The 16,760-nt window shown below is 68.9% G+C and carries 17 protein-coding genes; 12 read left to right on the top strand and 5 right to left on the bottom strand.

Annotated elements, in window-relative coordinates; translation table 11 throughout:
• Positions 1 to 204: 204 nt before the first annotated feature.
• Positions 205 to 1,023: an amidohydrolase family protein gene (locus NO931_RS11700; RefSeq protein ID WP_256392513.1), complete on the top strand. Its 819-nt coding sequence runs from the start codon at positions 205 to 207 to the stop codon at positions 1,021 to 1,023.
• A 42-nt stretch (positions 1,024 to 1,065) separates the two neighbouring features.
• Here the strand turns inward: NO931_RS11700 and NO931_RS11705 are convergent, their stop codons facing one another.
• Both NO931_RS11705 and NO931_RS11710 read right to left on the bottom strand, forming a co-directional pair.
• Positions 1,066 to 1,971 (bottom strand): glycosyltransferase family 2 protein, encoded by a 906-nt coding sequence (locus tag NO931_RS11705; RefSeq protein ID WP_256392514.1) that lies wholly within the window; start codon positions 1,969 to 1,971, stop codon positions 1,066 to 1,068.
• 52 nt (positions 1,972 to 2,023) lie between these two features.
• Positions 2,024 to 2,731: a class I SAM-dependent methyltransferase gene (locus NO931_RS11710; RefSeq protein ID WP_256392515.1), complete on the bottom strand. Its 708-nt coding sequence runs from the start codon at positions 2,729 to 2,731 to the stop codon at positions 2,024 to 2,026.
• A gap of 385 nt (positions 2,732 to 3,116) precedes the next feature.
• Between NO931_RS11710 and NO931_RS11715 the strand changes: the two genes are divergently transcribed.
• The 3 genes from NO931_RS11715 (at position 3,117) to NO931_RS11725 (ending at position 5,067) form a co-directional block, all read left to right on the top strand.
• Positions 3,117 to 3,398: a winged helix-turn-helix domain-containing protein gene (locus tag NO931_RS11715; RefSeq protein WP_256392516.1), complete on the top strand. Its 282-nt coding sequence runs from the start codon at positions 3,117 to 3,119 to the stop codon at positions 3,396 to 3,398.
• A gap of 75 nt (positions 3,399 to 3,473) precedes the next feature.
• Positions 3,474 to 4,313, top strand: coding sequence for an MBL fold metallo-hydrolase (locus tag NO931_RS11720; protein ID WP_256392517.1), 840 nt, complete (start codon positions 3,474 to 3,476; stop codon positions 4,311 to 4,313).
• A gap of 73 nt (positions 4,314 to 4,386) precedes the next feature.
• Positions 4,387 to 5,067 carry a YkgJ family cysteine cluster protein gene (locus NO931_RS11725; protein WP_256392518.1) on the top strand — a complete coding sequence of 227 codons (681 nt, stop codon included), beginning with the start codon at positions 4,387 to 4,389 and terminating at the stop codon, positions 5,065 to 5,067.
• A gap of 58 nt (positions 5,068 to 5,125) precedes the next feature.
• Here NO931_RS11725 and NO931_RS11730 read toward each other — a convergent pair whose 3' ends face one another.
• Complete coding sequence (locus NO931_RS11730) at positions 5,126 to 5,524, bottom strand: TRAM domain-containing protein (RefSeq protein ID WP_256392519.1); 399 nt, start codon at positions 5,522 to 5,524, stop codon at positions 5,126 to 5,128.
• A gap of 194 nt (positions 5,525 to 5,718) precedes the next feature.
• Complete coding sequence (locus NO931_RS11735; RefSeq protein WP_256392520.1) at positions 5,719 to 7,440, bottom strand: radical SAM protein; 1,722 nt, start codon at positions 7,438 to 7,440, stop codon at positions 5,719 to 5,721.
• Positions 7,441 to 7,765: 325 nt separating this feature from the next.
• On the opposite strand from NO931_RS11735, the gene NO931_RS11740 reads away from it, so the two are divergent.
• The 7 genes from NO931_RS11740 (at position 7,766) to NO931_RS11770 (ending at position 15,363) form a co-directional block, all read left to right on the top strand.
• A complete protein-coding gene (locus NO931_RS11740) occupies positions 7,766 to 8,755 on the top strand; it encodes a hypothetical protein (RefSeq protein WP_256392521.1) in 990 nt (329 codons plus the stop codon).
• Between the two features lie 142 nt (positions 8,756 to 8,897).
• Positions 8,898 to 10,043, top strand: coding sequence for a cell division protein FtsZ (ftsZ, locus tag NO931_RS11745; protein WP_256392522.1), 1,146 nt, complete (start codon positions 8,898 to 8,900; stop codon positions 10,041 to 10,043).
• Between the two features lie 99 nt (positions 10,044 to 10,142).
• Positions 10,143 to 10,700, top strand: a complete 558-nt coding sequence (locus tag NO931_RS11750; protein WP_256392523.1) for an NAD(P)/FAD-dependent oxidoreductase — start codon at positions 10,143 to 10,145, stop codon at positions 10,698 to 10,700.
• A gap of 84 nt (positions 10,701 to 10,784) precedes the next feature.
• Positions 10,785 to 12,953: a hydantoinase/oxoprolinase family protein gene (locus tag NO931_RS11755; RefSeq protein WP_256392524.1), complete on the top strand. Its 2,169-nt coding sequence runs from the start codon at positions 10,785 to 10,787 to the stop codon at positions 12,951 to 12,953.
• Entirely contained in the window at positions 12,943 to 14,607 is a 1,665-nt protein-coding gene (locus NO931_RS11760) for a hydantoinase B/oxoprolinase family protein (RefSeq protein WP_256392525.1), read from the top strand. The genes NO931_RS11755 and NO931_RS11760 overlap by 11 nt, the downstream gene beginning before the upstream one ends.
• A 97-nt stretch (positions 14,608 to 14,704) precedes the next feature.
• Positions 14,705 to 14,920 (top strand): protein translocase SEC61 complex subunit gamma, encoded by a 216-nt coding sequence (locus NO931_RS11765; RefSeq protein WP_256392526.1) that lies wholly within the window; start codon positions 14,705 to 14,707, stop codon positions 14,918 to 14,920.
• 5 nt (positions 14,921 to 14,925) lie between these two features.
• Complete coding sequence (locus NO931_RS11770; RefSeq protein WP_256392527.1) at positions 14,926 to 15,363, top strand: transcription elongation factor Spt5; 438 nt, start codon at positions 14,926 to 14,928, stop codon at positions 15,361 to 15,363.
• 190 nt (positions 15,364 to 15,553) lie between these two features.
• Here NO931_RS11770 and NO931_RS11775 read toward each other — a convergent pair whose 3' ends face one another.
• Positions 15,554 to 15,850, bottom strand: a complete 297-nt coding sequence (locus NO931_RS11775) for a DUF7565 family protein (RefSeq protein WP_256392528.1) — start codon at positions 15,848 to 15,850, stop codon at positions 15,554 to 15,556.
• A gap of 134 nt (positions 15,851 to 15,984) precedes the next feature.
• Here NO931_RS11775 and NO931_RS11780 point away from each other — a divergent pair, with 134 nt between their 5' ends.
• On the top strand, positions 15,985 to 16,749 hold the full coding sequence (locus NO931_RS11780; protein ID WP_375142051.1) for a PHP-associated domain-containing protein: 765 nt from the start codon (positions 15,985 to 15,987) through the stop codon (positions 16,747 to 16,749).
• Positions 16,750 to 16,760 lie beyond the last annotated feature (11 nt).

The raw sequence follows: 16,760 nt of genomic DNA on the forward strand, positions 1-16,760 counted from the left end.
ACCAAACCCCCGCGCCGTCGTGGACTCTCGACCCACCCACGGCGCCGAGTCGGGCGTGACGCCGCGACCGCCTGTCGCGACTCGCATGCTGCTTCCTACAGCGTGGTGACGCCGCTTTCGCCCCGGCGTCGTGACGCCACGGCGTCACCGTCGCGACCGTACGAACCGGTAGCTCAAAATACCCCGATCCGAAAGGGTACGGCGATGCTGGAACTGGAGCACCGGTTCCGGGTGGTCGACGTACACGCCCGGCTGGACGCCGAGGAGGGAGCGACGACCGGTCGGTCGATCACGCCCGACACGCTCGAACGGGAGATGCACCAGGCCGGAGTGGTCCGGTCGGTCGTGTTCCCCGGTCACCAGGCCGGGACCGACTACTTGCGGGCGAACAACGCCGTCGCCCGGATGAGCGTCGAGCGGCCCTTTATCGCGTTCGCGCGGATCAACGGCCCCCGCGATCCCGGCGAGAGCGCGACCTCGCAGCTCCGGAACCTCGCGGCCTCGCGGAAGGATCACCACACGGCGCCAGAGGACATCGAGAAGTACGCCTACGACGACCGGTTCCACGGGTTCAAGCTCGATCCCGCCCGCGACGGGCTGCCCGACGACGACGTCCTCGCGGAGCTCGAAGCCGTCGGGCTGCCGGTACTGGTCCACGGCGGCGAGGGGTTCCCGCCCGAGGCGGTCGCGGACTCGCTGCTTTCCTACTCGTTCCCGGTGATCGTCGCGCACTTCGGCGGCCACCCGCTGAACCGCGAGCTGATGGGCGACGCCATCGACATGCTCGACGAACACGACGACTGCTATCTCGATACGAGCTACGTCCGGTTCCGCGACTACCTCGAACGGGCGCTGCTGGAACATCCCGATCGCGTGCTCTTTGGCAGCGGCGCCCCCGAGACCCACCCGAACGTCGCCGTCATGGAGATGCTGACGCTAGACGTCTCGGAGGACAAGCTTCGCAGAGTGTTCAGCGGCAACGCCGAGCGCGTCGTCGACGCGCTCTCGCCCGACGGCGGCTAGACAGCGACACGGCCGGACGCCGTGCGGCGGCGTCTCCGGCGCTCACCGCCAGTCATACCGCCGGACGGCCCGGTCGTGACGCGTCGAGACGCCGTTGGGATTGCGCCGGGGCGTCTCGTCGTCTCTGCGCGCTCGGAGCCCCGCCTTGACGCCGCCGGAGATGCCCGACACCACCCGTCGGCCGGTCCCGAGCCAGGTCGTCGGGGTGACGTCCCCGCGGGTAACCTCGCGCGCCGCCGACAGCGCGTCGCGACCCGCGGCGGCGATCGTCGACCGTGCGACGGCGGGTCGCAGCCCGTAGTTCTTCACGAGCTGGTAGGAAAGCGACCGGTATCGTGCGCCGAGATCCCGGTCGGGGCGCCCGCCGTCGGTACCGTACTCGCCGCGGACGCTCATCTCGCCGTTCCAGACCACGTCGTACTCCATGGCGGCGAGCCGGTGCGAGGCGTCGCGAGCGCCGTCGGTCTCCAGATACTCGTCGAACCCGTCTAAGGCGTCGATCGCGGCGCGATTGAACGCGACGTTGTCGCCGCTGAAAAACGCGACGTCCCGACCGGCGACGGTGTCGGACGACTCGCTCTCGGTGGTCACGCCCGCGCGCAAGGTCCGGTGGGTTGGCCCCGTGACGACGTCGGCGCCGGCGTCGAGCGACGCCGCGACGGCGTCGCGCCACGACGGCTCGATCGCGAGCTCGTCGTGGACGAAGGCGACGGCGTCGCCGGCGGCGACCTCGATCCCGGCGTTGCGGGAGACGTTGACGTTCCGGTCGGACAGTTCCACGAGCACGTCGACGTCGTCGCGCTCGCGAACCATCCCGGTGGTCCCGTCCGAGGAGGGCCCGTTGACGACGATCACCTCGACGTCGGGGGCGTACTCCGACAGGGCGTCGAGACACCCGGAGAGCTGCTCCCGGGCGTTCAACGTCGGGACCACTACCGAGAGGTCCATACTCCCCGATATTCGGTGCAAACTATAAAAGCGTCCCGACCGCCCGCGTCGGTCACTCGACGCTGGCGTGCCAGTACGACACCGACGCCAGAGCGTCGCCGCCCGGTCCGCCGCCGAGCATCGTGTCGAGCGATCGGAGCCCGCTGGCGACGCCGTTGGGTATCTTTCGGTAGAAGCCGTAGGGCAGGAGGAAGTCGTGAGAGTCCTCGACGAGTTCGAGTCCGGCGCCCTCGATCAGGGAGTCGACCTCCGATCGGGAGTAGAGTCGCGACCCCATCGGGAGCGCCCAGTTGTACACGCTCCGCGCGCTGTAGCGCTTGAACGTGTCGAACATCACCTGGTCGCCGGAGACGCGGCGGATCTCGTCGAGATACGCCGCCGGCGTGTCCGCGAGGTGGAAAAACCGCATCGCGACGACGGCGTCGAACTCGTCGTCCTCGAAGGGGAGCCGCCCGGCGTCGCCGCGCAGGAACTCGACTGCGTCGCCGACGCCGCGGGCTCGGGCTTTCGCTCTGGCTTCCGAAAGCATCTCAGCAGAGATGTCCAGCCCGACGACGTTTGCGCCGCGCTCGGCGAGCATCACGGTGAACCGGCCGGTACCGCAGGCGATCTCGAGGACGTTCTTGCCGTCGACGGGACCAATCGCGTCCAGCACGGCCTCCTTCTCCCGCCGGTCGATGAGTCGACCGCCCCGGGAGAATCGCTTGTCGTCGTACTCTTGGGCGACGTCGGTCGCCTGATACCACTCCTGCCCTTTCACGCTGCGATTTGCTACCTGCCCCGGGGATAAAACGATACTGGAAACGACTCGTCACCCCGCGGACCGGTACGGCGACGGCGACGGGGCCGCTGGACCGAGTGAGTCCGTCGACCCCGCTAGTTCACACCCGCTGCGGCGCCTGACAGGTCCCCGAGGACTCGGCGGGGCTCCGGCGGCAAAATTTGTTATCCGTCCAATTGGACGAGAACGACCGGGTGACGAGCAGTTCGCCGTCTCTCGACTGCGGTTCACGACATCCGTCGTAGAGACTCGCGAGTACACAGAATCACAAAATAGGTATGGTATATATACACTATATATTCTCTCAATTCATATGATCCCCATATAGCCAAGTTTTACCAGCGGTGACGGACCACCGCTCTGTATGAGCACCACCACGGGCGAGGAACGAACCGACCGAGTCGAGGAGCCGCTCTCCGACAGCGAGTACCGCGAGCGCCTGCGGGAACTGCCGCCCAGCGCCAAGCTGATCGCCAAAGTTCTCGAGACCGACGCGCCGCTCTCGCAGGGCCAGCTCGCCGAGGAGTCGCTGCTCCCCGACCGCACGGTCCGATACGCGCTCAACCGCCTCGAGGAGGTCGACATCGTCGGCTCCCGGTACAGCTTCCGCGACGCCCGGAAGCAGGTCTACTTCCTGCACAACTGAGCCGACGGGCCGCCGTCCGCTCTCGATTCGCTCCCCGGCCGACCTTTTTTACCGACCGCGCGGTACCCTCGTCCGATGGATCCGATCGTCCGCGTCCCGATTTCGGTGTCGGGACCGGCGCCGACCGGCAGGACCAACGCGTACGTGCTCGGCCGGTCCGACGCCCTGCTCGTCGACCCGGCCGGAGAATCGGCGGAACTCGAACGGCAACTCGACCGACGGGCTCCCGACGCCGTTCTGACCACTCACGCCCACCCGGACCACGTCGGCGCGCTGGCCCGCTACGCCCGCGAGTACGATCTGGACGTGTACGCTCGCTCGGGCTACGAGGAGCGCTTCGAACGCGCGACCGGCGTCTCTCCCGACGCGACCCTGCGCGACGGCGACGTACTCTCGGCTGGCGCGTGCAGCGTCGAGGTGACGGCGACGCCGGGACACGCGCCCGACCACGTCGCGCTGACTGTCAGCGGTGCCGACGCCGCGCCGGAGGGCCGGAACTCGGGTGATCTCGACGACCACGATGGGGCCGTGCTGGTGGGCGATCTCGCCGTCGCCGAGGGGAGCGTATTCGTCGGCCCGCCGGACGGCGACATGCGCGGCTATCTCACCGCGCTCCGGCGTCTTCACGCCCGTGCGCCCGACGAACTGTTACCGGGTCACGGCCCGGCGATCGCTCGCCCGCGCGAGGTTCTGGCGCGGCTGCTGGCCCATCGCCTCGATCGCGAGCGAACGGTGCTGGCGGCCGTCCGGAACGGTGCGGCGACGCCCGACGCCGTCGTCGAAGCGGCCTACGACAAGGATCTCTCGGGCGTTCGCGACCTCGCCCGGCGGGCCGTGATCGCGCATCTCGAAAAGCTCGCCGTCGAGGGCGCGGTCGAGTGGGACGGCGAGCGCGCCCGGCCGAGCGACGCGTAGGTCCCGATCGGACCGGACCGCCGGTCGCGATCGCCAGCGCGACGCTTTTGCCCCGCCGGCGCTTCGTCCCGCTATGGAATCGCTCGACGCCGAACTCGACCGCGCTCGCGACCTCGACGTCGCCGATCTGGCCGACGCCATCGAGTCGATCGGCTTCGAGTGCACGCGCTGTGGCGCCTGCTGCAAGGCCGAGGACGATGACCCCCACACGGCGACCGTGTTCCCCGACGAGGTTCGGGAGGTACAGGCGGCGAGCGACGGCGAGTACGACTGGCGCGACGTCGCGCGCCCGATGCCGTACGGGCTGGACGACGACGCGGACAGCAGGGACGACGCTGGCCACCTCACCGGCGAGACGTTCGAGTGGGCGCTCCAGACGACCGAGTGTGGCGACTGCACGTTTTACGAGGAGTCCGAGGACGGCACCGGCGCCTGCTCGGTCCACGAGGACCGCCCGCTGATCTGCGCGACCTACCCCTTCAGCGTCGCACTGGCGGGAACGAGCCAGCCGATGGGCGAGGCCGTCGACGAGGCGGGGATGGTCCGGGCCCACGAGTGCGAGGGGCTGGGTCGTGACATCTCGCGTGCGGACGCCGAGGAGCTGGCGGCGACGCTCAAAGAGCGGGCGATCAGAGAGCTAGAGGAAGCGATCGACGTGCGCGACGAGTACGCGCCGGTCGACGCCGAGGATCGCGTCGTCGTTCACGATTCGGAGGGCGCAAAATCGATAGACGGAGCCCCGATCGAGAAGTGATTCGAGCGTCGCGGACGACGTTCCGATCGCGGCGACGGCGGGCGGCCGACGCGGCGACTCAGAAGGATTCCTCGATGACTTCGCCGACCGCGAAGTTCGACTTGACTTCCGTGACCTCGACCTTGACGCGCTCGCCCACCTCGGCGCCGGGAACGATGATCACGTAGCCCCGCTCCACGCGGGCGATGCCGTCGCCCTGCTTGCCGATGTCCTCGATCTCGACGTAGCGCGTCTCGCCGATCTCCACCGGTGGCTGTGGCTCCGGTGGCGCGCCGGTGCTTTCCCCGTCGTCGGAGTCCTCCTCGACGTCCCGCGAGATGAGCGCGACGCGGTAGGTGTCGCCCGGGTCGATGTCGCCCGTCTCGACCTCGCGACGTGGGATCTCGACGACGTAGTTGTCGTCGTCGACTGATACCTCGGCGCTGAACAGACACAGCAGTTTATCAGATATCTCCAAGGTCAGATACCTCCATTCGCCCCGTTGTAGTCACGCGTAATAGAACTGTCGACAGTTCGCACGCATGCGGTCGATCCGTGACGCGAAAGCGGCCCACATCGGCGCTAAGTTGTTAGATTTCTTCAAACATTCAGTGGAGAGAGGAACCGGGACGGCGACTCGGTCGACCGGAACGAAACCGATCGCAGTTGCGATCAGTCCGCGCCGCCCGGCCGGCTCGCTCTGGCGAACGCAGTCAGATCAACGTCGGCGTCGATCTCTTCGGGCGACTCGTACGGCCGATTCACTACGATGTCCCCGGCGCGCTGTTTGCCGATACCGGGAATCGCGGTGAGCTCGTCCATCGAGGCGTCGTTGAGATCCAGCGGGTGGGGAACGCCCGTGACCGAACGGAATCCGTGGTCGACGACCGCGACGTCGATGGTTTGGCCGAGTTCGAGTTCGCCCGGGATGCCGACGAGCAGCGGGTAGGTGCCCAGTTGTCGGCCGAACGTCTTGCCGTCCTGGTGGTACTCCAGGTGAACGTCCGGCAGGCGCGTGCCGGGCGGCGCGAGGCGCTGGAGCATCGGGTTGTCGATCTCCTCGCGGACCTCGCGCTTGTACTGCTTGAACAGCTTCTTGTGGTCCTTCGCGATCTCGGCGCCGGTCTCGGACATGTCGGTGCCGGCGAACGCCATCACCTGCCGGATGTTCACGCGGCGGAGCATCAGCCCCTCGTCGTACACGCGCTGGAGGAACTCCTTGTTGTGCTCGAACGTCTCGGCCGTCTCGCCCTTGAGCCCGTGGACGAGGTTGATGCCGGGCAGCAGTTTCGGCAGCCGATTCGCGGCGTCGTCGCCCCACGAGGGCCCCGTTCCGGGCTCCTCGCCGGGGCGCCACCCACCTTCTTCGTTGACGACGCGTACCGCTTCGAGGCACTCGTCGGCGGTGACGTTGAGGTTGTTGTCGCTCATCACCTCGGGATCGGCGGATTCGAGGCCGAACGCGGCGGTGTCGCCGGGCGTGTTGTGCTCGGCGATGATCCGAATCCCCTCGCGCGCCTTCTCGGGCCACTCGACGATCGTGATCGGGTTCATGTTGTCGAGGTGGAGCGTCTCCAGATCGGGCGCCACCTCGCGGATGCCGCCGTACAGCGTCCGGAGCGCGTCTGGATTCGGCGCCTCGCCGTCGCCGCCGTACGCGAGGATGTCGGCCTGGCGCCCCAGTCGGTAGTGCTTGACGCCGTGGTCAGAGAGCCGATCGACTTCGTCGACGACGGACTCTGGCGGGCGGAACGAGGGATTCCCGTACAGCGGCTCGGTACAGAACGAGCAGCGGTACGGACAGCCCCGCGAGGTCTCCATCTCGGCGATCAGGTACTCGGGGTGGTTCGGGTGTTGCTCGACGACGAACGCGCCCTTCGCGGCCCAGCGGTCGACCTCCTCGACGTCGCGCATCCGGTCGCCAAAGCCCTCCAGCCCGCTCTCGACGAGGTCGTAGGCGGCGGCCTCGACATCGCCCTTCGCGACGAAGTCGTAGTCCAGATCGTCGCGCTCGGTCTCCGTGGCGCCCTCGTTCTGGTCGCCGACGCCGAACTTGACGGGCCCGCCCATCAGGCAGGTCCCCTTGGCCGTCCAGGCGATTTCGCGGACCTCGTCGGGCTCGGCGGGCGTGCCGCCGACGTACTTGCCGGGGACGGTCATCCCGCCGAGGTAGCACGTCAGGTCGGCCTCGGCGACGTCGCGCCACTTCGAGCGGTCGTCCCTGAGTTCGTCGATCGTGTGGTACGTAATCTTCTCTTTCGGGACCCCGGCGTCGACGAGCGCGCCGGCGGTGAAGCGCGGATACGTCGAGATGTACGGCGGGACCCCGAAGTGGGCCGGCTCGTCGACGTAGCCGTCGACGAGCGTCACGTCGAGAGTCGCGGGGTCGGTCATGGGGGCTCGTAGCCGCTCGACGGGGAAAACTGATGCGGATCGGCGGGCTCTGCGGTCGGCGTGGACGCCGGAGGACACGGTGCGTCCTCCGAGCACTGCTTCGGTTTCGCCTCAGCAGGACGCCGCGGAGCACACCTCCGCGAGCCCTCGCTCGACTTCGTCTCGCGAGGACGCCGATGAGAAAAGCTCATCCAGCCCTGCCTCGGCTTCGCCTCAGCAGGACGCCGCGGCGTCGAGACGCCGCTTCGGGGGCGCCGCCATCGCGCCGCCGTCACCGACTGTTGCCAACAGCTATATACGTTGCCGGTTGGATCCGCATATCAGAATGTCAGAGGAGACACCGCGGCGGGAGCTGCTCGGCGCCGTCGGCGCCCTCGCTGCGACCGGTGCCGTGGCGGGACTTTCGGGATGTCTGGGCGGTGACGACGCGAGCGACGACGACGGCGACGACGAGCAGTCGGACCCGCCGTCGTTCTCGCTCGAGTCGTGGCTCGCCGCGCCGGGCGAGGTGTCCGGCGGCGAGCATCACTCGGTCGAGTACTTTTCGTTCGAGGCGCTGCTGGCGGCCGAAAACTCGCTCGTCGACGGCGCGTACTCCGGGCTGGTCGACAGGACCAACGGAAAGGGCGCCGCCCCGTTCCCGCTTCCTTCCGCGGCCGGCAGCCCGATCGACACGTTCGGGGAATACGTCACGGTCGACAACAACAGCCAACAGATCCTGTACGGCGACCACCCCGCCGACGCGATCGGCGAGGGGCTCGTCGACAATCTCGGGTTCGAGACCGCGGGCGAACACCGCGAGTTCGACATCTATCTCAACGAGCTCCCGAACCAGTCCTCGAACGTCGCGATCGGCGTCAGCGAGTTCGTGTTGCTCTGGGTCGAGATCGAATCGCCCGTCGAGGGGCTCCGGACGCTCGCGGACACGCGGATCGGTGAAACGTCGCGCTACACCGAAACGAACGACGATCTCGCGACGCTGCTGGATCGCCTCGGAGACGGCGACCGCGTGCTCGCCGAGACGTCCAGTCCGATCGGCGAGACCGACCTCGCAACGCCGGTCTTCGAGGGACAGGTCGGCTACGGCTACGCGCTGAACCTCGACGGCGACCCGATCGAGGACACCTACGCGATCGTGTTCGCCGACGAGGAGACGGCCGACGTCGACAGCGTCGAGGAGTGGGTCGCGGAGAACGAGAGCGGCGACGGCCGGTTCGCACCTCACGACTCCGTCTCGACGGAACGGGACGGCCGCTCCGTGCTGGTGTCGGGCACCCGCGAGACCGCCGACCCCTTCGTCGAACTGTTCGATTGAAAGCGGGTCGAGACGGCTGCGGACGCGTTCGCTCGCGGAACCGGTACGGCGGAGTGGAGACGCCGCGCGGCGGATCTCTCCCCACTATCTGACACTTGAGGGGAAAGGTAATTAACCTCCATCCTGTAACAGTGGGGCAAGAATGGACTCGATCGTAGACGACGCCATCGACGAGGCCGAGGGCGGGGCCGACGAGACCCCGGTCCAGGACGCCAGCGGGTCGGGCGACACCAACGCCACCGGCAAGATGACCGACGACGAACTGAAAGACGTTCTCGAAGACCTCCAGACGAACATCACGGTGGTGGGCTGTGGCGGGGCCGGCGGGAACACCGTCAACCGGATGGCCGAGGAGGGGATCCACGGCGCCAAGCTCGTGGCCGCCAACACCGACGTCCAGCACCTCGTCGACGTCGAAGCCGACACCAAGATCCTCATGGGCGAGGAGAAGACCCGCGGCCGGGGCGCCGGGTCGCTCCCGCAGGTCGGCGAGGAAGCGGCGATCGAGAGCCAGGAGGAGATCTACGACTCGGTCGACGGCTCCGACATGGTGTTTGTCACCGCCGGTCTCGGCGGCGGCACCGGCACCGGATCGGCCCCCGTCGTCGCCAAGGCCGCCCGCGAGAGCGGCGCCCTGACGATCGCGATCGTCACGACGCCGTTCACGGCGGAGGGCGAGGTCCGGCGCACCAACGCCGAAGCGGGTCTCGAACGGCTGCGGGACGTCGCCGACACCGTCATCGTCGTCCCGAACGACCGCCTGCTGGACTCGGTGGGCAAGCTCCCCGTCCGTCAGGCGTTCAAGGTCTCGGACGAGGTGCTGATGCGCTCGGTCAAGGGCATCACCGAGCTGATCACCAAGCCCGGCCTCGTCAACCTGGACTTCGCCGACGTCCGCACCGTGATGGAGCGGGGCGGCGTCGCGATGATCGGCCTCGGCGAGTCCGACTCGGACGCCAAGGCTCAGGACTCGGTCAAGACCGCGCTGCGCTCGCCGCTACTCGACGTCGACATCTCGGGCGCCAACAGCGCACTCGTCAACGTGACGGGGGGTTCGGACATGTCCATCGAGGAAGCCGAAGGTGTCGTCGAGGAGATCTACGACCGGATCGACCCCGACGCGCGGATCATCTGGGGGACCTCGATCGACGAGCAACTCGAAGGCTCCATGCGAACGATGATCGTCGTCACCGGCGTCGAATCGCCCCAGATCTACGGCAGCAACACCGAGACCCAGCAGGACCAGGAAGCCGCCGAACAGGTCGAGGACATCGACTACGTCGACTGATCGGGGGGAGCGCGCGGACCGCCCTCTCTTGGCCACCGGAACCCCGATTCGATGGCCGCGAGTCCAGTTTTTAACCGTCTCGTCGACGAACCGTTATCCATGGTAGACGTAGCAGTCGTCGGCGGCGGTCCCGCCGGCCTCAGCGCGGCACTGTTCACGGCGAAGAACGGCCTCGACACCGTCGTCTTCGACGGCGACGAGACGTGGATGCACAAGGCACACCTGTTCAACTACCCCGGAATCGAGAGCATCGACGGGTCGGAGTTCATGACGGTCACGCGCGATCAGGTGGAGGATCACGGCGCCGACGTGCGCACCGACGAGGAAGCGACCGCGGTCGAGCAGACCGACGACGGCTTCACCGTCGAGACGGCGGACGGCGAGTACGACGCCGATTACGTCGTGCTGGCGACCGGCGCCGACCGGTCGCTGGCCGAGGAGATCGGCTGCGAGTTCAGCGACGACGACACCGTCGACGTGAACCTCTCGATGGAGACCAGCGTCGACGACCTCTACGCGACCGGCGCGATGGTCCGGGCCGAGGAGTGGCAGGCCGTCATCGCGGCGGGCGACGGCGGCGCCGCCGCGCTGTCGATCCTCAGCGACGAGAAGGGAGAACACTACCACGACTTCGACGTGCCGGACGACGCGCCCTGACGCCGATCGGAGCTCCACTGTGATCGACGCCGCGATTTTTCGAGCAACGCCAGTTTCAGGAGCCCCCGGTCCGTCCCGGAACGCATGAGCGAGAACGCTGGTGGACCTCCCGACGACGACCGCGCGTTGCGGGTCGGCGTCGACGTCGGCGGGACGTTCACCGACGTAGTGCTGGTCGACGCCGCGGCCGGAGCGGCGTCCGAGAGCGGCGCCGGAGCGGCGGCCGACGGCGACGCCGAAGCGGCCCGGAAGAAGGGTCGGCTCGTCACCGCGAAGGTGCCGACGACGGACGACCAGAGCGAGGGCGTTATCGAGGGGATCCGAAAGGCTTGCCGGACGGCGGGCGTCGAGCCAGCCGAAATCGACCGGTTCCGCCACGCGACGACGGTGACGGTCAACGCGCTGCTTGAGGAAACCGGCGCCGAGACGGCGCTGGTGACGACCGAGGGGTTCCGCGACGTGCTGGCGATCCGCCGCCAGGACCGGCCCGCGCTGTACGATCTCGACGCCGCGCCGCCCGAGCCGGTCGTGCCGCGGCGTCGACGCTTCGAAATCGACGAGCGAGCGACGCCCGAGGGAATAGAGCGGCCGGTCGACGAGGACGACGTGCGCAAACTGGCGGCAACCCTCCGCGAGCGCGAGGTCGAGAGCGTCGCCGTCGCCTTCCTGCACGCCTACGCCCACCCCGAGAACGAGCGCCGCGCGGCCAAGATTCTCCGCGAGGAACTCGACGCACCCGTCTCGGCGAGCCACGAGGTGCTCGCGGAGTTCCGGGAGTACGAGCGCACCGCCACGACCGCGCTCGACGCCTACGTCCGGCCGGTCGTCGACGAGTACCTCGCACGGCTCGTCGAGCGCGCCGACGCCGCGGGCGTGCCGGCGCCCAGAGTGATGCAGTCCAACGGCGGCATCGCCGACGCCGAACTCGTGCGCGAACGGGCGATCACGACCGCGCTGTCGGGCCCGGCGGCGGGCGTCGTCGGCGCCGGCGAGATCGCACGGCGTGTAGTCGATGAGGAGAACGGAAGCGGTCCGATGGCCGACTGCGACGGCGTCGTCACGTTCGACATGGGTGGCACTTCGACGGACGTGAGCCTCGTTCGCGACGGGAGCGCCGAGCGAACGACCGACGCCGAAATCGGCGGGCGCCCGATCGGACTGCCCGTGGTCGACGTCACGACCGTCGGCGCGGGCGGCGGCAGCCTCGCGCGGGTCGACGCCGGCGGCGCGCTCCGGGTCGGTCCCGAGTCCTCAGGCGCCGACCCCGGCCCGGCGTGCTACGGCCGCGGCGGGACCGAACCGACGGTCACCGACGCCGCGGTCGTGCTGGGCTACGTCGGCGCCGACGCCGACCTGGGCGGCGAGCTCTCGATCGACGCCGACGCAGCGCGCGCCGTCCTTGCAGATCTCGCCGACGAAGCGGGCCTGGAGGACGCGCTCGCCGCAGCGCGAGGCGTCCACGAAGTTGCGGTCGCCGCGACGACCCGGGCGATCCGGTCGGCGACCGTCGAGCGCGGCCTCGACCCCCGGGAGTTCGCGCTGACGGCCTTCGGCGGCGCCGGGCCGATGCACGCCGCCGCGCTGGCCGAGCGGCTGGGAATCGACGCCGTGCTGGTCCCGCGGGCCTGCGGCGTCCTCTCGGCGTACGGCCTGCTCGCCGCCGACGAGGTCCACGACGCCGCACGGACGCACCGCGCGACGCTATCACAGCAGGGTGGAGACGAAGCCGCCGACCCCGCTGCGATCGAGGCGATCTACGCGGAGCTCCGCGAGGACGTCCTGGCGTCGACGAGCGATCCCGACGCCGCTCGCGTCGAGCGCTCCGCCGATCTCCGGTACGCCGGCCAGAGCTTCGAGCTGGAAGTCGACGCTGGTGCGCCGGTCGACCTCGCCGCACTCGCCGAGCGGTTCCACGCGGCCCACGAGCGCACCCGGGGGTACCGGATGGACGAGGCAGTCGAACTCGTCACGCTGCGATCACAGGCCGTCGTCTCGGGGCCCGACCTTCCGATCGGCTCCGAGTCGGGTGGCGATCCCGTTCTGGGCGAGCGCGAGGTCGCGTTCGGCGAGGAGGGCGACCGCGTCTCGACGCCGATCTACGATCGGACGGGGCTCGACCCCGGGAGCGAGTTCGCCGGCCCCGCGATCGTCGAGCAGGCCGAGAGCACGACCGTCGTTCCCCCGGACTGGGACGCGAGAGTCCGGCCGGACGGAACGCTGCTGCTCACCCGAGGTGAGAGCCGTGCCCGATAACGCCGACGAACCGAGCGACGGGATCGACCTCGACCCGGTCGCGCTGGAGGTGCTGCGCAACCAGCTGGAGGGCGTCGCCGACGAGATGGGCGAAGTGCTGGTGCGGGGCGCGTACTCTCCCAATATCAAGGAACGCCGGGACTGCTCGACGGCGCTGTTCGACGCCGACGGTCGGCTGGTCGCCCAGGCCGAGCACATCCCGGTCCACCTCGGGGCGATGCCCGCAGCGGTCGATGCCGTACTCGATCTCGATCCGGCGCCGGGCGACGCGTTCGTGCTGAACGACCCCTACGCCGGCGGGACGCACCTGCCGGACGTGACGATGGTCTCGGCGATCGATCGGGACGGCGAAATCCTGGGCTACGCGGCCTCGCGGGCCCATCACGCCGACGTTGGCGGGACGGCGCCGGGGAGCATGCCCGCGGGCGCGACAGAGATCACGCAAGAAGGTGTCCGGATTCCTCCCGTGCGGCTGGTCGACGCCGGCGATCCCGTCGACGACGTGCTGGAACTGTTTCTCGCGAACGTCCGGCACCCCGAGCAGCGCCGGGCGGACCTGCGGGCCCAACGAGCGGCGAACGAGCGGGGCGCCGAGCGACTCGAAGCACTCGCGGCCGAACACGGCATCCGGCGGCTTCGGGCGGCGTTCGACGCGGTGATCGACTACTCGCGCGAGCGGACCGCCGCCGAAATCGCGGCGCTGCCGGACGGCGAGTACCGCGCGAGCGACGCGCTGGAGGGCGACGGCGTCACCGAAGATCCCGTCGAGATCGCCGTGACGGTCACCGTCGACGGAGACGCCCTGACTGTCGACTTCGCGGGCACCGACGAGCAGGTCGCGGGCAACGTCAACGCGCCGCTCGCGGTCGCCCGGAGCGCCGTCTACTTCGCGGTGCGCTGCGCGACCGACCCGGACGTGCCGCCGAACGAGGGGTGCTACGAGCCGGTCTCGATCTCGGCGCCCGAGGGGTCGGTGCTGAACCCCGACCCGCCCGCGGCGGTGGTCGGGGGCAACGTCGAGACGAGCCAGCGCGTCGTCGACGTCGTGTTCGCCGCGCTGTCCGACGCCGCGCCCGACCGCGTCCCGGCGGGCGGTCAGGGGACGATGAACAATCTCACGATCGGCGCGGGCGGTCGGGAGGGTTTCACCTACTACGAGACGATCGGCGGCGGCGCGGGCGGCCGGTCCGCCTCGGACGGGCTCGACGGCGTCCAGGTCGGCATGACGAACACGCTGAACACGCCGATCGAGGCGCTGGAGACCGAGTACCCGCTGCGCGTCGAGCGCTACGCGCTTCGCTCGGACAGCGGCGGCGCCGGCGAGCACCGCGGCGGCCTCGGCCTCGTGCGGTCGGTGCGGGTGCTGGACGACGCCACCGTCTCGCTGCTGACCGAACGGCGTCGGACGGCGCCGAAGGGCGTCGCCGGCGGCGAGGACGGCGTCCCCGGGCGAAATCTGATCGACGGCGAGCCGGTGCCGGCGAAGGTGACCCGGGACGTCTCGGCGGGGACGACCGTCGCGGTCGAGACGCCGGGCGGCGGCGGGTACGGCGATCCCGACGAACGAGCGTCGGAAGCGATCGAGCGCGACGCCGACGACGGGCTGGTCGACGAGCGCGACGGCCCGTCGGAGTCCGCCGACGAGAGCGAGTGAGTCTCGATCGCACGATCGAACCGCAGAGCGCCCGAACCGCTCGGGCTGCTTGTAGAAAGATAGAAAAAGCCCCATCTGTAAGGATCGGACAGAAACTATGGACGTTCCACTTGACCTCACGTCGTACGTGCGGGTGCTCAAGATGGCGAGCACGCCGGCGTGGGACGAGTTCTCGCAGGTCGCCAAGATCGCCGGCGCCGGCATCCTGCTGATCGGCGTGCTCGGCTTCCTGATCGCCACCTTCATGTTCCACCTCGTGCCGCCCTACGAGGCTGGATCGATCATCGGACTGGCCGCTCCGCTGGGGGTCTAACAGCCGTGCCGATATACGCCGTCAAGACGACCGCGAGCCAGGAGCGAACGGTCGCGGACATGATCATGAACCGCGAAGCCGACGACATCCACGCCGCCCTGGCGCCGGACTCGCTGACCAGCTACGTGATGGTCGAGGCCGAGGACGACGCCGTCCTCTCGCGCACTCTCGAAGAGATTCCCCACGCCCGCGACATCGTCCCCGGCGAGAGCTCGATCTCGGAGGTCGAGCACTTCCTCTCGCCGACGCCGGACGTCGAGGGCATCGCGGAGGGCGACATCGTCGAGCTCATCGCCGGCCCGTTCAAGGGCGAGAAGGCCCAGGTCCAGCGCATCGACGAGGGCAAGGACCAGGTCACGGTGGAGCTCTACGAGGCGACCGTCCCGATTCCGGTCACGGTTCGAGGCGACCAGATCCGCGTGCTGGACTCGGAAGAGCGATAACGCGCCGCGAGCGAAGCGAGCGGATTTTTCGCCCACGTTTTTCGAGGAGCGGTAACGAAAACGTCCGGCGGCGAAGCCGCCGGTTCGCTGCGAGCGAACGGAGTGAGCGAGCAGAGTTTTTCGCCCACGTTTTTGCCGCGAGCGGTGGCCTCGCTGCGCGAGGCCACCCGAGCGGGAAAAAGGTGGTCGCCTAGAGTTCGGCTTCGTTCAGCCGATCCACGACCTCCTGCAGGTCGGCTTCGGCTTCGATCTCGTCTTTGATCTCCTCGCGCTGGCGGACCTCCTCGGAGTCGGCGCCGTAGGCGCGGACGTACTCGGCGCGGGTGTGCTCGTTGAACGCGTGGCGGATCGCCAGATAGCCGTCGGGGACGACGACGCCACAGACCGCACACTCGCGGCGCGTGTGCTCGTTCGTCTGGTGGACGACCGCGTCCTCGACCGCGTCGAAGGTCTCCCCACAGTCGTCGATACCGCAGGCCCAGGTCATCGTTGCCGATGCTTTCGCCGGAGATTGTAAAACTGTTCCGCCGCGGTCCGGCGTCGATCGAACCGAGCAACTGTCCGCGGGCCGACCGGTCGCGAATCAGAACCCATAATGTGACCTGTCGAGAATCCGAGCGCGTGAGTGAGAGGGAGGGTACCCGGGTCGACATGCACGTCAAGGTGCTCGACGACGGCGTCGTCGAGCGGGCGAAGGCCCGGGGGATCGACGTGCTGGTGTACGCGCCCCACTTCGAGCGACTGCCGACGATTCGGCGTCGCGCCGAGCGCTACAGCGACGACGAGCTGCTGGTCGTCCCCGCCAGAGAGGTGTTCGCCGAAGCCTGGCGCGAGCGCAAGCACGTTCTGGCAATCGGGCTCGACGACCCCGTCCCCGACTTCGTGACGCTCGACGGCGCGATGGACGAGTTCCGGCGGCAGGACGCCGCGGTCGCGGTGCCACATCCGGAGTTCCTGTCCGTCGGTATGTCTCGACACGACATCGCGCGACACGTCGACGCGGTCGACGCCGTCGAAGCGTACAACCTCAAGCACTGGCCCCACCACACGCGCCGGGCCAAGCGGATCGCCGAATCGGTCGAGAAGCCGACGTTCGCGTCCTCCTACGCACATATTCGCCGGACAGTCGGCGAGGCCTGGACCGAGTTCGATCGATCGATCGACGACGAGCAGGCGCTCGTCGACGCGCTCCGCGAGGACGCGCCCCGGGAGGTCCACTGTCGGAGCGGCGTCGAGTACGGACTGGCGTCGGTCGCCGAGTTCGCACATCTGGGCTGGGAGAACTCGTGGAAGAAGATCGATCGCATCCTACTGCCCGGACAGGAGGCGACGCATCCGAGAAACGACGCGTACGACGGCCGGTTCGACGACGTTGCAGTGTACTGAGCGCGCTCTGG

The sequence above is a fragment of the Natronoarchaeum rubrum genome, assembly GCF_024494695.1.

Coding starts and splice junctions, on each gene's coding strand:
- NO931_RS11740 (WP_256392521.1), top strand. CDS start 7,766: ATGTCAGAGGAGACACCGCGGCGGGAGCTGCTCGGCGCCGTCGGCGCC.
- NO931_RS11700 (WP_256392513.1), top strand. CDS start 205: ATGCTGGAACTGGAGCACCGGTTCCGGGTGGTCGACGTACACGCCCGG.
- NO931_RS11750 (WP_256392523.1), top strand. CDS start 10,143: ATGGTAGACGTAGCAGTCGTCGGCGGCGGTCCCGCCGGCCTCAGCGCG.
- NO931_RS11755 (WP_256392524.1), top strand. CDS start 10,785: ATGAGCGAGAACGCTGGTGGACCTCCCGACGACGACCGCGCGTTGCGG.
- ftsZ (WP_256392522.1), top strand. CDS start 8,898: ATGGACTCGATCGTAGACGACGCCATCGACGAGGCCGAGGGCGGGGCC.
- NO931_RS11720 (WP_256392517.1), top strand. CDS start 3,474: ATGGATCCGATCGTCCGCGTCCCGATTTCGGTGTCGGGACCGGCGCCG.
- NO931_RS11735 (WP_256392520.1), bottom strand. CDS start 7,440: ATGACCGACCCCGCGACTCTCGACGTGACGCTCGTCGACGGCTACGTC.
- NO931_RS11765 (WP_256392526.1), top strand. CDS start 14,705: ATGGACGTTCCACTTGACCTCACGTCGTACGTGCGGGTGCTCAAGATG.
- NO931_RS11715 (WP_256392516.1), top strand. CDS start 3,117: ATGAGCACCACCACGGGCGAGGAACGAACCGACCGAGTCGAGGAGCCG.
- NO931_RS11705 (WP_256392514.1), bottom strand. CDS start 1,971: ATGGACCTCTCGGTAGTGGTCCCGACGTTGAACGCCCGGGAGCAGCTC.
- NO931_RS11775 (WP_256392528.1), bottom strand. CDS start 15,850: ATGACCTGGGCCTGCGGTATCGACGACTGTGGGGAGACCTTCGACGCG.
- NO931_RS11725 (WP_256392518.1), top strand. CDS start 4,387: ATGGAATCGCTCGACGCCGAACTCGACCGCGCTCGCGACCTCGACGTC.